The organism is Desulforamulus hydrothermalis Lam5 = DSM 18033 (assembly GCF_000315365.1).
In the GTDB taxonomy this organism is placed as follows: domain Bacteria; phylum Bacillota; class Desulfotomaculia; order Desulfotomaculales; family Desulfotomaculaceae; genus Desulfotomaculum; species Desulfotomaculum hydrothermale.
In genome coordinates this window covers 515,912-530,299 of sequence record NZ_CAOS01000003.1, presented here as the reverse complement: position 1 = coordinate 530,299, position 14,388 = coordinate 515,912, and the positions used below count along the sequence as shown (strand labels likewise).

Sequence of the window (14,388 nt, the reverse complement as noted above, 5' to 3'; positions counted from 1 at the left end):
GGTTGGCCCGGTTGGGCGGCCGGGTATCATTTTTTATTGGACCGGCCGCAACCTGGCCGTAAAGTGCCGCAGGATGGGAGGTTCGTAAGTAAATTCCAACCCTTTGAGAGTGGAGGCTTTATCCTTAATGGCAATTAAGCCGTCTGCCACCACATCCATATGGTTATTGGTGTAAGTGCGGCGGGGGATGGTTAAGCGCAGCAGTTCCATGGGTGACTCCAGGTTTTCCCCGGTATCCGGGTCACGCCCCAGCAGGAAGGAACCGATTTCCACCGCCCGCACGCCGGTGTCCACATACAGCTCATTGCCCAGGGCCTGGGCCGGGAACTGGTAGTAGGGTATATGAGGCAAAAGCCTTTTGGCATCGACAAAGACGGCGTGCCCGCCGGTGGGATACTGGATGGGAATGCCGCCTTCCCGCAATTTTTCGCCCAGATAAGCCACCTGGCCAATTCGGTAATCCAGGTAGTCATAGTCCATGCCTTCATACAAGCCCCTGGCCAGCGCTTCCATATCCCGGCCTGCCAGACCGCCGTAGGTAATGAAGCCTTCCATGGGGACGGTTCTGGCGGCACATTTTTGGTACAAAGCCTCGTCCTCTTTGATGGCCAGCACACCGCCGATATTTACAATGGCATCCTTTTTGGCGCTCATGGTAAAGCCTTCGGCGTAACTGAACATCTCTTTGACAATATCCCGGATCGACTTATTGGCGTAGCCTTCTTCGCGGTTTTTAATGAAATAGGCATTTTCGTAGGAGCGGGCAGCATCAATAAATACCCGGATGCCGTACTGTTTGGCCAGCTGGCTGGTTTTGCGAATGTTTTCCATGGATACCGGCTGGCCCCCCGAGCTGTTGCAGGTAACCGTAATAATCACCGCAGCAATATTTTCAGGGCCTTTTTCTTTAATAATGGATTCCAGTTTTGCCAGGTCAAAATTACCCTTGAAGGGGTGGTATTTTTCGGTGTCAAAGGCTTCCTCAATCACACAGTTGACCGCCCGGCCGCCGGCCATTTCCACATGGGCTTTGGTGGTGTCAAAGTGCATATTGCTGATAAACAGGTCGCCCGGTTTTTTAATGATAACGGGGAACAATACCTGCTCGGCGCCCCTGCCCTGGTGCGTGGGAATGGTAAATTTATAACCGAAAATGTCTTCCACAGCGTTTTTCAGGTTAAAAAAGTTTTTGCTGCCGGAATAAGCCTCGTCCCCCAGCATCAAGCCGGCCCATTGGTTGTCGCTCATGGCACCGGTGCCGCTGTCGGTTAACAGGTCAATGTACACCTCTTCACCTTTCAGCAGGAACAGGTTATAGCCGGCCCGTTCCAGTGCCGCCTGTCTTTCCTCCCGTGAAATCATTTTAATGGGTTCCACCATTTTAATGCGAAAAGGTTCTGGTTTAGCTTTAACAGGGCTCATTTTTGGTAACCTCCTTGTCATATTTAACTTGATGTTCGTAGAATATCCTTTGCAGAAAAGGGTAATTTTATTAAAAAAATAACATGGTTCAGGTTGTTGGCAGGCGTATCTGACAGTCCCCCATAACCGGGGCAAAAGTCCCGGAGTTATACACCGCTGCCGTGGATAAAATGTGGATAAATCTGTGGAAAAGCAGCCTTTTGTGTGGATAAGTCGAAAGTTGTATAATGGTGTAAAGAAAGCACAGTCAGGCCAAGGGTCGGGCCGAGGGTTTGGGTAAAGAGATTTTTACAGCTTTGTAGGAATTCGTTGTGTCCGGCCAGAATATTATATAAGCCTGATTTAAAATGCGGAGGAAGTATGAGCAAACAGTTTACCCGCGCAGCCTGGCAAATCTCCCTGGTATATGTTCTGGTCAGCACCGGCTGGGTTTATTTTTCCGATTATATACTTAACATGCTGGTCCGGGATAAACACCTCTTAACCATCTGGCAAACCTACAAAGGAATAGTTTTTGTCAGTGCCACCGGCTTGCTGCTTTTTTATTTAATTGGGCGGCAAATGCGCGAGCGTTTGGCTGCGGAACAAGCCCTGCGGGCCAGTGAAGAAAAGTACCGCAATATTGTCGAACAATCAGTTGACGGAGTTGTTCTGGCCGACCGGCAGGGCAGGATAGTTGAGTGGAACAGTGGCATGGAAAATATTTCCGGAACGGCCAGGCAGCAGGTGCTGGGGCGGTTTTTATGGGATGTGGTGTTTTCCTTTGCCAGCCCGGAGAAAAGACAGGCGGCCCTTTATCAAGATTTTCAGGCCAAAATTTTAGCAGCCCTCAGGTGTCAGGCTTCGCCTTTGTTTAATAAACCGCAGGAGTTTGTTATTTACCGGCCGGACGGCCAGGTGCGTTATATTCAAGAAATTAAATTTCCTATCACTATCGGCGATAGTTTCTATATTGGCGTGATTATTCGGGATGTCAGCGAAAGCAAGCAGACGGAGCAGCAGTTGCTGCTGCAGAAGGCTTGTTTGCAGCAGTTGTTTGATAATTCACCTAATGCGATTGTTATGCTGGATAACGAAGACCGGGTTGTCAATTGCAACCGGGCCTTTGAGGAAATCTTTCAGTATACCGGCGCTGAAGTCCGGGGCCGCAATATTAACGATTTAATTGTGCCCGGCCGGCTGGTGGCAGAAGCCTCTGAGCTGTCCCGGCAGGTTTTGGCGGGCCAGGCATCTGTGTTAAGGGAAACCGTGCGGCAGAAAAAAGACGGCAGCGAAATTCATGTCCACCTGCTGGGTTACCCTATTTTCCTGAACAACCGGCCGGTGGGACTGTATGGCGTTTATAAAGACATTACCGAGCAAAAGAAAGCGGAAGAAAAATTGCAATACCTCAGCCTGCGGGACTCGCTGACCGGCCTGTACAACCGCACTTTTTTTGAACAGGAAATGAAGCGGCTGCCGCAGGCGCATCTTGCGGTGGGCATTATCCTGTGTGATTTAAACGGGTTGAAATTGGTTAACGATACCATGGGGCACGACACCGGGGATGCCCTGCTGCGGGCCGCTGCCGATGTTTTTCAGCACTGCTTCCGGCAGCAGGATGTTATAGCGAGAATCGGCGGTGACGAATTTGCCGTTTTGCTGCCGGACGCTGACCGGGCCATGCTGGAGGATATGGTGCAGCGGGTTAAAAATGCCCTGGATGTCTACAATGCCGGCCATCCGCAGCTGCCCCTAAGTGTTTCCGTCGGTTTGGCGGCGGGCAAAGCCAGGGACATCCATAACTTATTTAAGGAAGCAGACAACAATATGTACCGGGAAAAACTGCACCACAGCCAGAGCACCCGCAGCGCCATTGTGCAAACCCTGATCAAGGCCCTGGAAGCCCGGGATTTTATTACCGAGGGCCATGGTCAACGCCTGCAGGAATTGCTGGTTGGGTTGGCCCAAAAAATCGGCCTGCCGGCCAGCCGCTGGGGCGATCTCCGCTTGCTGGCCCGGTTTCACGATATTGGCAAAGTAGGTATTCCGGATCGCCTTTTATTTAAACCGGGCCGCTTGACGCCTGAGGAAGTGGCAGAGATGCAGCGGCACTGCGAAATCGGCCACCGTATTGCCCAGTCAGCGCCGGATCTGGTGCCCATTGCCGATTGGATTTTAAAGCACCACGAGTGGTGGAACGGCAAAGGCTATCCCCTGGGCCTGCAGGGAGAAGAAATACCCCTGGAATGCCGCATGCTGGCCATTGCGGATGCCTATGACGCCATGACCAGTGACCGGCCCTACCGCCGGGCCATGCCCCGGCAGGCTGCCCTGGCTGAACTGGCCAAGGGCGCCGGTGAGCAATTTGACCCTCACCTGGTAAATGTTTTTATTAATATGATGGAAAGCCATGACGTGGCATGAACAGGCTGCTCCCGGGATTAACCCCGGGAGCAGCCTGTTTCTCTTGCCGCACAAGCCCTTTAATGCAGCATGCCGGGCAGGTTGCCGGCGGGAGCTTGTAAATTTGTCAAGTCAAACCCCGGCAGTTTGCCCCGGGCAGTGTAGCTGGTATGCAAGATTTCTTTCGCCTTTTTGCTCATGGGGGCGCCCAAAAATTCCTCATATACCTGCTTAACCGCCGGGTTTTCGTGGGAGCGGCGCAACTCTTTGCCCAGATCCATGGCATACAAGCCGGCTGCCCGTTGGCGGCGGTGTTCCAGGGTCAGTTCCGGTTTGGCCGGGTCGCCGGTAATGGGCTGGCCGCCGCCCCCCACGCAGCCGCCGGCACAGGCCATAATTTCGATAAAGTGGAATTTTTCGCCCGCCTTAAGCCGGTTCAGCAGCTTTTTTGCATTATTGGTGCCATGGGCCACCCCCAGGCGGATGTCCCGGCCCTTAAGGCGTACGGTTGCTTCTTTAATGCCGCTGCTGCCTCTGAATTCGGTGAACTCCAGGCGGCCCGTTTCTTTGCCCTCGGTGAGGGCGAGGGCGGTGCGGACGGCCGCTTCCATGACCCCCCCGGTGGCGGCGAAAATGTTGGCGGCACCCGAAGCAAGGCCCAGGGGTTGGTCAAATTCCTCTTGCGGCAGCTTGTTTAAATGGATGCCGGCCATGCGCAGCATGCCGGCCAGCTCCCGGGTGGTCAGGACGTAATCGACATCCGGCAGGCCGTAGGTTTTCATTTCCGGCCGGGCTGCCTCGTACTTTTTGGCGGTGCAGGGCATGACGCCCACCACCACCATTTCCCGGGGGTCAAGGCCCAGCTTTTGGGCGTAATAGGTTTTTGCCAGAGCCCCGAACATTTCCATGGGCGATTTGCAGGTAGACAGGTTGTCGATAAATTCCGGGTAGAAATGCTCGCACATTTTAATCCAGCCCGGGCTGCAGGAGGAAATGAGGGGCAGCGGGCCGCCCTTGTCAATTCTGTGCAGCAATTCGTGGGTTTCCTCCATGATGGTAAGGTCAGCGGCAAAGTCGGTGGAAAAAACGCTGTCAAAGCCCAGGCGCCGCAGGGCGGCGGCCAGCTGGCCGGTTACCGCCGTACCCACCGGCAGGCCGAATTCCTCGCCAATACTTACCTGGATGGCCGGTGCCGCCTGCACCACCACATGTTTGGCGGGATCATCAATCACCTGCCACACTTCCTCAACGTAAGAGCGCTCGGTCAGGGAGCCGGTGGGGCAGGCCAGCACGCACTGGCCGCAGGCGATGCAGGCCACCTCCGCCAGGTTGCGCTCAAAGGCAGGGGCAATTACGGTTTCGTAGCCCCGGTAAAGGGGGGTGTACACACCGATACCCTGCATGTTTTTGCACACGGCCTCGCACCGCCGGCATTTGATGCATTTGCTGTAATCCCGCACAATAAAGGGATTTTTGACAATTTTTGGTTCACAGCGGGGCTGGCTGGCCAGCCGGCTGTAGCGGGCACCCACCTTGCGGGCCAGGGCCTGCAGTTCACAAGAAGCGCTGCGCACACAGGTGGGGCATTCCCGGTTGTGTTCGGATAACAGCAGTTCCACCGCCCGCCGGCGGGCCCGGCGCACCCTGGCGGTGTGCGTATGCACCCGCAGTCCCTCGGCCACCGGGTAAACACAGGCTGCCTGGAGCGTACGGGTGCCCTCGATTTCTACTACACAAACCCGGCAGGAGCCGGCCGTGTTCAGATCCCGCAGGTAGCACAGGCTGGGGATGTCGTAACCGCCGGCCCGGCAAGCCTCCAGCACATTTGTGCCTTTATCTGCCTGCACCGGTTGGTCATTGATATAAATAGTTACCTTTTCACCTGTTTTTTCTATAGGGGGCTGTCCCACCGGCCGCTCATGCGGTAGGGTAGGCAGTCCGGTTGTCTCCCGGCCGGTTGGCATTAGTAATTTCACCTCCTATGGCTGCTTTAAAGATGGCCTCTTTCGGACAGCGGGCCTGGCAGGCACCGCATTTGATGCATTTCTGCCGGTCGATGTAAAAAGGTTGCTTTTTCTCGCCGCTGATGGCCTGTACCCCGCAGGCTTTGGCGCACAGGCCGCAGGAAATACATTTGGCGGGATCAATGACAAAGTCTGTCAGCTCCCGGCAAACCCCGGCCGGACATGTTTTATCCCGCACGTGCGCGATATATTCTTCCCGGAAAAAGCGCAGGGTGGATAAAACCGGGTTGGGGGCCGTTTGGCCCAGGCCGCACAGGGAAGCGTCTTTGATATCGTGGGCCAGTTCCGCCAGTTCATCCAGATCGGCCGGTTCGCCTTTGCCCTGGGTGATGCGTTCCATAATTTCCAGCATGCGCCTGGTGCCTACCCGGCAGGGGGTGCATTTGCCGCATGATTCATCTTGGCTGAATTCCAAATAAAACTTGGCAATATCCACCATGCAGTCGGTTTCATCCATCACGATTAAACCGCCGGAACCCATCATGGAGCCTACCCGGGACAGGGATTCATAATCAATGGGGGTGTCCAGCAGGCTGGCAGGAATAACGCCGCCGGAGGGGCCGCCGGTTTGTACCGCCTTAAATTGCCTGCCGCCGGGAATACCCCCGCCAATATCATAAATAACGGTGCGCAGGGTGGTGCCCATGGGCACCTCTATAAGCCCGGTATTGTTAATCTTGCCGGCAATGGAAAAAACCTTGGTGCCCTTGCTGTTTTCAGTACCCAGGCCGGCGTACCATTGCCAGCCCTGTCGTAAGATGACCGGGACATTGGCGTAGGTTTCCACGTTATTCAGCAGGGTTGGCTTGTCCCGAAAGCCGCATACCGCCGGGAAGGGCGGCCGGGGGCGGGGTTCGCCCCGCCGGCCCATGGCCGATTTCAGCAGGGCTGTTTCTTCCCCGCAGACAAAGGCGCCGGCCCCCAAACGCAGTTCTATATCAAAAGCAAAATCACTGCCTAAAATATGATGTCCCAGCAGGCCCGCCTGCCGGGCCTGTGCAATAGCCAGTTCCAAACGCTTGATCGCAATGGGATATTCTGCCCGCACATAAATAATACCCTGGTTGGCGCCAATGCTGTAGCCGGCAATGGCCATGGCTTCCAACACACTGTGGGGATCACCTTCTAAAATGCTGCGATCCATAAAGGCGCCAGGGTCGCCTTCATCCGCATTACACACCACATACTTGGGTGTTCCCGCCGCCTGAACGGTAAACTGCCATTTTTTGCCGGTTGGAAAACCCCCGCCGCCCCGTCCCCGGAGGCCGGACCGGCTGATGATCTCAATAACTTGTTCGGGAGTTTTATGATGAAGCACATCATAAAGGGCAAAATACCCGTCATTGGCGATATATTCTTCAATATCTTCCGGATTGATTAACCCGCAGTTGCGCAGGGCGATGCGCCTTTGGGCCTGGAAGAAAGGAATGTCCGGCAGGCGCAGGTACCTTTTCGACCGGCCCGGTTCCCGGTAAAGAAGCCGTTCCACCAGCCGGCCCTGCTTAAAATGCTGTTCCACCAGCTCCGCGGCATCTCCGGCCTGCACCAGACAATAAAAAATTTGCCCCGGGTGCACCACCAGGATAGGTCCCATTTTGCAAAAACCAAAACAGCCGGTTTTAAAAACCCGCACTTTTTCCTGCAAACCCTGCCGGTCAATTTGCTCACGCAGGGCGGCAATTACCGGTTCACTGCCGCCGGAGGAGCAGCCGGTACCGGTGCAGCACATAACCTGATAACCCGGCGGCGAGGTTTTACCCAGCCGAGCGCTAAGATCCGGCAGGCGACGGTGCCTGATATGTTCCAGGTCCTGCAAGTTCTTGATCTTCATGTTTCTCACCTGCCGCTTGTTTCTTTTGGTATTTTTTGATAAGTTTGGCCACATCCCGGGGGCTTAGTTTGCCGTGGACTTCTTCATTAACCGTGACCACCGGGGCAAGGCCGCAAGCCCCGACGCAGCGGCTGCTGCGCACGGTAAAAAGCATATCCGGGGTGGTATCGCCTTCTTTAATACCCAACTGTTCCCGCAGCCCGTCATAAATCTGTTGGGCCCCCTGCACATAACAGGCGGTGCCCAGACAAACGTTTATGTTATACTTGCCCCGGGGCTGGGTGGAAAACAGGGCATAAAAGGTAACCACACCGTTAACGGTGCTGACGGGTATATCCATTTTATGCGAAATATACGCCTGTACTTCCTCGGGCAGGTACCCGAAAATTTCCTGCGCCTGCTGCAGAACGCGGATCAACTGCTCCGAATCCCGTCCGTAAATATCTAACACTTGATCAAGGCGGCGAAATTTTTCCTTTGTTTCGGGGTCTTGCCAAGACAAGCCGATCACCTCCCACGCTGCTGATTTTAGGTTGTCCCGAAATTAACAGATCATGCAAAATTTGAATTTGCTTTGAGGCAACTATTGCCCGGCGGGTATCCGGCAGCCGCTTGCAATTAGGCAAGAAATCTATTATAGTATCTAAAAGTAAACTTAAACAGTATACTTTGCAGGTGAGTTAGTTCAGATGAAGCTAAGCCAGGCAACGGATTACGCTTTTCGGGCCGTTTTGTTTTTAGCCCGGCTGCCCAAGGGGCAGCCGGTGGAAGCCAAGGTCATTGCAGATCAGGAGAGAATTCCCATCAGGTTTTTGTTAAAAATTCTCCGCTTGCTTACCGCTGCGGGTATTGTAGAATCCTTCCGGGGGGTCGGCGGCGGTTATGCCCTGGCCCGGGAACCGCATCAAATTACCATGCAGGATGTGGTGGAAGCGGTGGAGGGGCCGCCGGTGGTAAACCGCTGTCTGGTGGCGCCGGAGGAATGCAGCAAAAACTTTACTGCCCGCTGCCCGCTGCACAAGGCTCTTTTGGCCATACAGCAAACCTTGAACCGGGAACTGGCCGGCTATAATTTTGCTGACCTGCTTAAAGACCAATAAAAATTAAAAAAATTTAATTTATATGCCAACCTAAAAGGGAAAACCGCCTGCTTTAAAGAAACCTTCAAGGAAAAATTCTTGAAGGTTTTATATTTTAATCCCCAGGGGGTTTCTGTATGACCAAAGAACAGCTATGGCATAAGCATTACCCGCAGGGAATACCGACCCAGGTTGCTGTGCCCGATATGTCTTTGTATGATTTATTGGCACAGGCTGCCCGCAAGTATCCGGATAACCCGGCCATATTTTTTTTCGATCAGCGGCTTACTTACAGCCAGCTGCTGGACCGGGTGGACCGCTTTGCCACAGCCCTGCACCGGCTGGGCATTAAAAAGGGTGATCGGGTAGCTTTAATGATGCCCAACTGCCCGCAAATTGTTATTTCTTACTATGCGGTGGCCCGCCTGGGAGCGGTGGGCGTGATGGTAAACCCGATGTTTACCGAACGGGAGCTGACCTACCTGTTAACCGATTCAGGGACGTCGGCCGTGATATGTTTGGACCAGTTGCAGCCTAAAATAATGAATGTGCTGCCGGCAACCCAAGTTAAACGGGTGGTGCTGACCGGTTTCCAGGATTACTTGTCCCTGCCGCCGGATTTGCCCGCCACAGGGGACATAGGCCCGCAGGAGGACGGCGGGGTTATTTTGCGGTTTGAACAACTGCTGCAGCAGTACCCGCCGGCGCCGCCCGAGGTGTCATTGGCGGCCCACCGGGATCTGGCTTTGTTGCAGTATACCGGCGGCACCACCGGTGTTATTAAAGGGGCCATGTTAACTCACCGGAATTTGATCAGCAACGTTATCCAGACCGGAGCCTGGCTGAACATTTGCGAAGAGGGGAAGGAGAGATTCTTCTGTGTATTGCCCTTTTTCCATGTGTTTGCCATGACCACCTGTATGAACTTGTCTGTACACCTGGCGGCTGCCATGATTTTGATTCCCCGGTTGGAAGCCTTAAATTTGTTAAAACAAATTCAGCAGTATCGACCCACGGTGTTTCAGGGGGTACCCTCCCTGTATGTGGCGGTTATCTCCCATCCGGAAGTAAAGAAGTACGACCTGTCTTCCATCCGTTGCTGTGTAAGCGGCGGGGCGCCCCTGCCGGCCGAAGTGCAGCAGCAATTTGAAGCCCTAACCGGAGCCAGGCTGGTGGAGGGTTACGGTTTAACCGAAGCATCCCCGGTGACCCACTGCAACCCGGTGGCCGGTTATCGGGTCAGCGGTTCCATTGGCCTGCCCATGCCGGGTACGGAAATTAAAATTGTCGATCTGGAAACCGGCAGCCGTGCATTGCCGCCCGGCGAGATTGGCGAATTGTGTATTAAGGGGCCCCAGGTGATGCAGGGCTACTGGAATATGCCGGAAGAAACCGGCAAAGTTTTGCGGGACGGCTGGCTGTACACCGGAGATATTGCCCGGCTGGACGAGCAGGGGTTCACTTACCTGGTGGATCGTAAAAAAGATATGGTAATCAGCATGGGCTATAACGTTTATCCCAGGGAAGTGGAAGAAATCCTCTATGAGCACCCGGCTGTGCGGGAAGCGGCGGTTATCGGCGTCAAAGACCGCACCCGGGGGGAAATTCTCAAAGCTTTTATTGTATTGAAGGAAGGTGCCACAGCCCGGCGGGAAGACATCCTTAAATTCTGCCGCCGGTATTTAACCCCGTACAAGGTACCCAAGCAGGTGGAGTTTCGCAACGAACTGCCCAAGTCAGCGGTGGGCAAAATCCTGCGCCGGGTGTTGGCGGAAGAAGAACAGGCCAAACAAAGCTAAACCCATAGCACTTGCCCAATGGGCAAGTGTTTTTGTTTTTCAAACAGCAATATACATGACGTTGTTTAAAACAGCCCAAGCAATAGTCAGGTTATAATTACTACTTCCCAAAAGCAGAGAAGGTTATTTTTCTGCCGGCAGCTTATGTTATAATTTAGGCAAGCCGGACTGATAGAAAATAAAGGCAACTTTGCCAGAAAGAAGGTCAGCAGAGATGGATTTCAGGTTTGACCGGCAGCGCTGGCAGCCCTATCTTGAGCAGGTGTTTCAGCAGTTGCACGCCATGCCGGAACCGGCCTGGCAGGAATATAAAACAACTCAATTCTTGCAGCAGCAGCTGGCGTCCCTGGGTTATCAAACCATTACTTTTGCCGACTGCACCGGTGTGGTGGGGGTACTGGGCAGCGGCAATTGTACGGTAGCCTTACGGGCAGATATGGACGCCCTCTGCCACCGTACAGATAAAGGCGACCGGCTGATCCACTCCTGCGGGCATGATGCCCATATGTCCATGGTGCTTACGGCAGCGGCGGCCTTGCGGCCAATCTTGCCGCGGCTAAACTGCCGGCTGAAGATTATTTTCCAGCCGGCCGAGGAAACCGGCCAGGGAGCCCGGCGGCTGGTTGAAAAGGGGTTGCTGGATGACGTTAATTTTTTGTTTGGCGTTCATCTGCGTCCCGTTCAGGAACTGGCTGCCGGCCGGGCGGCACCGGCCATTCAAAACGGTGCGGCCTGCCTGCTGCAGGGCCTTGTTAAAGGCCAAAGCGCCCACGGGGCGAGGCCCCACCTGGGGATTAACGTTATTGAAGTGGCAGCCATGCTGGTACAATTGATCAACGGCCTGCGCTGGGATCCCCGGCAGCCGGCTTCCGTCAAAATGACCTCCCTGCAGGCCGGCCAGGCAGCGGGCAATATAATTCCCGACCTGGCAGATTTTACCCTGGATGTCAGGGCCCAAACCAACCGGCACCTGGAGCAATTGGTACAGGCGGTAGAACAAATGTCGGCCGGCCTGGCCGGCATTTATGGAGCGGCTATCAAACTAACCCAACAGGCTGTGACACCGGCGGCGCTGGTTAATGAGCAGGCTATGGCAATTATAGCGCGCGCCATTACAGATACCCTGGGTGAGCCAAACCTGGCGCCGCCTGTACAAACACCGGGCGCTGAGGATTTTCATTATTACACTTGGCTGCGGCCGGCTGTTAAAGCAACCATGTTAGGGCTGGGCTGCCGGCTGACGCCGGGACTGCATCACCCCGACATGGTGTTTGAGCGGCAGTACCTGCCGGACGGGGCGGCCATTTTGGCCCGGGCGGTTTGTTACGCCGCTGCCGGCTGAAACAGGAATGTACATATATACGGGAGGATACAGCAGCATGGATGAAGTTATAATCAGACCTTTGTCAAGCGTGGCGGATTTCAGGGCTATGCAGCAATTAGAACAAACCGTGTGGGAGAACGAACCGCCTACCCCTGTTAACCATACTATTACGGTGGCAAAAAACGGCGGCGTTGTGCTGGGGGCTTGGCTGGATCAGCAACTGGTGGGCATGCTGTACAGTTTCCCGGGTTTTTTCAACAACCAAATTTATTTATGCTCCCATTCCCTGGCTGTACGGCAGGAGCTGCGCAGTTTGGGCATTGGCGAAAAATTAAAGCGGGCCCAAGCGGAAGCTGCGCTGGCCATGGGTTACCGCATGATGACCTGGACCTACGACCCCCTGTTAACCCCTAACGGTTATCTCAATGTAGGCAAGTTGGGTGTAATTTGTTCCACCTACCTGGAAAATTGTTATGGTGAAATGAACGACCCCATGAACAAAGGCTTGCCCACCGACCGTTTCAAAGTCGAGTGGTGGCTGGATCGGCCCAGACTGGCCCTGCCACAGGGGCGGTCCGCCAGCCTGTTGGATTGGTATGTTAACGACCGAGGTTTACCGGTACCCGGGCGGCTGCAGGAGGATGTGGCAGGAGCCTCTTTGCTGCGGGTGGCTGTGCCGGCTTATTATCAGGATATAAAAAATAAAGATTTGGCGCTGGCCGGGGAATGGCGCCTCTGTACCCGGCAAATATTTCTTAATATTTTTGCTGCCGGCTGGGCGGTGGCGGGCTTCTGTCTCCGCCGGGGGGAACCGGTGCATGAGTATGTGCTGGCACCCCGGGCCGCCTTAAACATTCCCCCGGCGCCCTGGCAGGAAGGAGAACAACCATGAAGATGCACTCGATAACTCTGCGGGCTATGCAAATGCGATTGAAAGCGCCTTTTACCACCAGTTTTGGTACTGAATGGGATAAACACTTTATTCTGGTGGAAGTGCGTGATAGCGAAGGCCGCAGCGGCTGGGGCGAATCGGTGGCCATGCGGGAACCAATTTATAACGAAGAAACCGTAAAAACCAACTGGCACATGATGAAGGATTTTCTGATACCTTTGCTGTGGCAAAGGACGCCGGCCCATCCCCAGGAAGTATCAACTCTTTTTCAGCATATCCGGCGCAATAACATGGCCAAGTCGGCGCTGGAGGGGGCTGTTTGGGATCTCTATGCCAGACAGCAGGGCATTCCCCTCAGCCAGGCCCTGGGCGGCCGGCGCCAAACCATTGAAGTTGGCATCAGTATTGGCATCCAGGAATCGGTAGACAAGCTGCTGGCTCTGGTGGAACAGTATGTGGAGCAGGGTTACCGCCGCATAAAAATTAAAATTAGGCCGGGCTGGGATATTGAAGCGGTGGCTGCGGTACGCAACCGCTTCCCCCGGATACCCTTAATGGCAGATGCCAACTCAGCCTATACCTTAGCAGACCTGGAGCGCTTGCGGCAACTGGATCAGTTTGACCTGATGATGGTAGAACAACCCCTGGCCCATGATGATATTGTGGATCACGCTGTGCTGCAAAAGCACATTAAAACTCCTGTTTGCCTGGACGAAAGCATTCACTCGCCGGAGGATGCCCGCAAAGCTGTTGAGTTGGGCAGTTGCCGCATAATAAATATTAAGGTCGGACGTGTGGGGGGGCTGGCCGAAGCCAGGCGCATTCAGGAATACTGCCGGGAGCAGGGCATTCCTGTCTGGTGCGGCGGCATGCTGGAAGCCGGCGTGGGCAGGGCTCATAATGTGGCTGTCACCACCCTGCCGGGCTTTACCCTGCCCGGTGACACCGCCGCCTCCAGCCGCTACTGGGAGCAAGACATCATTCAGCCGGAGGTTACGGTTGAGAAAGGGCTAATACAGGTGCCGGACCGGCCCGGCATCGGCTATCAGCCGGTGCGGGAAATTATTGACCGGTTTACCCTGTACAGTGAGACCTTTCGCCCCTAAAGCTGCCGGCAAATTTCAGCTTTTTCCGTCAGCCCGGCAAGGCGCTGCCGGTGCGTAGATCTGAGCCAAAGGGGATCATAGACCACCGGTAATTTTTGTCAACAATCTGACGGCACCGGTATAGATCCGGTGCCGCTTTAGCTACTTAGCCGCTTGATTTTTATAATAATTATTTATGGCCTTGCGTAAAGCAGTTACGCCCAGGTTTGAACAGTGTACTTTATTTTCAGGGAGACCATCCAGTGCCTTGATAATATCTTCTTCAGTAATATTTAGTGCTTCCTCTAAACTTTTGCCCTTTGCCAGCACCGAAGTCATGCTGGATGTGGCGATAGAGGCGCAGCAACCAAACACCAGATAACTGATCTCCTGGATAATATTGTCTCTTACCTTGATAAAAACAGTTAAAGCATCGCCGCAAGCCGGGTCCCCGGCACTGCCTGCAGCATCAGCATCCGGCATAATATAGGCGTTTTGCGGACACATAAAGTGTTCCATTACTTTATCTGAGTAAATACCAATCCCT

General features: G+C 54.4%; 11 protein-coding genes. 6 read left to right on the top strand and 5 right to left on the bottom strand.

What is annotated here, in order from left to right; all coding sequences use genetic code 11:
- Positions 1-33 precede the first annotated feature (33 nt).
- Positions 34-1,422, bottom strand: a complete 1,389-nt coding sequence (locus DESHY_RS03515; RefSeq protein ID WP_008410463.1) for a tryptophanase — start codon at positions 1,420-1,422, stop codon at positions 34-36.
- 360 nt (positions 1,423-1,782) lie between these two features.
- On the opposite strand from DESHY_RS03515, the gene DESHY_RS03510 reads away from it, so the two are divergent.
- Positions 1,783-3,828 (top strand): sensor domain-containing diguanylate cyclase/phosphohydrolase, encoded by a 2,046-nt coding sequence (locus tag DESHY_RS03510; RefSeq protein ID WP_008410461.1) that lies wholly within the window; start codon positions 1,783-1,785, stop codon positions 3,826-3,828.
- A 59-nt stretch (positions 3,829-3,887) separates the two neighbouring features.
- Here DESHY_RS03510 and DESHY_RS03505 read toward each other — a convergent pair whose 3' ends face one another.
- From DESHY_RS03505 to DESHY_RS03495, 3 genes are read right to left on the bottom strand one after another with little or no spacing between them, the layout of a single operon-like run.
- Positions 3,888-5,771, bottom strand: coding sequence for an NADH-dependent [FeFe] hydrogenase, group A6 (locus DESHY_RS03505; protein WP_008410459.1), 1,884 nt, complete (start codon positions 5,769-5,771; stop codon positions 3,888-3,890).
- The gene (locus DESHY_RS03500) at positions 5,725-7,662 is read right to left on the bottom strand and encodes an NADH-quinone oxidoreductase subunit NuoF (protein ID WP_048817831.1); all 1,938 of its coding nucleotides are present in this window, start codon (positions 7,660-7,662) and stop codon (positions 5,725-5,727) included. Before DESHY_RS03500 ends, DESHY_RS03505 begins: the two co-directional genes overlap by 47 nt.
- The gene (locus DESHY_RS03495; RefSeq protein ID WP_476580435.1) at positions 7,601-8,173 is read right to left on the bottom strand and encodes an NADH-quinone oxidoreductase subunit NuoE family protein; all 573 of its coding nucleotides are present in this window, start codon (positions 8,171-8,173) and stop codon (positions 7,601-7,603) included. The genes DESHY_RS03500 and DESHY_RS03495 overlap by 62 nt, the downstream gene beginning before the upstream one ends.
- Positions 8,174-8,351: 178 nt before the next feature.
- Between DESHY_RS03495 and DESHY_RS03490 the strand changes: the two genes are divergently transcribed.
- From DESHY_RS03490 to menC, 5 genes are all read left to right on the top strand, one after another.
- Complete coding sequence (locus tag DESHY_RS03490) at positions 8,352-8,762, top strand: RrF2 family transcriptional regulator (RefSeq protein ID WP_008410454.1); 411 nt, start codon at positions 8,352-8,354, stop codon at positions 8,760-8,762.
- A gap of 116 nt (positions 8,763-8,878) precedes the next feature.
- Complete coding sequence (locus tag DESHY_RS03485) at positions 8,879-10,540, top strand: long-chain-fatty-acid--CoA ligase (RefSeq protein WP_008410452.1); 1,662 nt, start codon at positions 8,879-8,881, stop codon at positions 10,538-10,540.
- 214 nt (positions 10,541-10,754) lie between these two features.
- Positions 10,755-11,882: an amidohydrolase gene (locus tag DESHY_RS03480; protein WP_008410450.1), complete on the top strand. Its 1,128-nt coding sequence runs from the start codon at positions 10,755-10,757 to the stop codon at positions 11,880-11,882.
- A gap of 37 nt (positions 11,883-11,919) precedes the next feature.
- On the top strand, positions 11,920-12,756 hold the full coding sequence (locus DESHY_RS03475; protein ID WP_008410449.1) for a GNAT family N-acetyltransferase: 837 nt from the start codon (positions 11,920-11,922) through the stop codon (positions 12,754-12,756).
- On the top strand, positions 12,753-13,862 hold the full coding sequence (gene menC, locus DESHY_RS03470; protein WP_008410448.1) for an o-succinylbenzoate synthase: 1,110 nt from the start codon (positions 12,753-12,755) through the stop codon (positions 13,860-13,862). Before DESHY_RS03475 ends, menC begins: the two co-directional genes overlap by 4 nt.
- A 141-nt stretch (positions 13,863-14,003) precedes the next feature.
- Here menC and DESHY_RS03465 read toward each other — a convergent pair whose 3' ends face one another.
- Complete coding sequence (locus DESHY_RS03465) at positions 14,004-14,384, bottom strand: iron-sulfur cluster assembly scaffold protein (RefSeq protein ID WP_143147830.1); 381 nt, start codon at positions 14,382-14,384, stop codon at positions 14,004-14,006.
- Positions 14,385-14,388 lie beyond the last annotated feature (4 nt).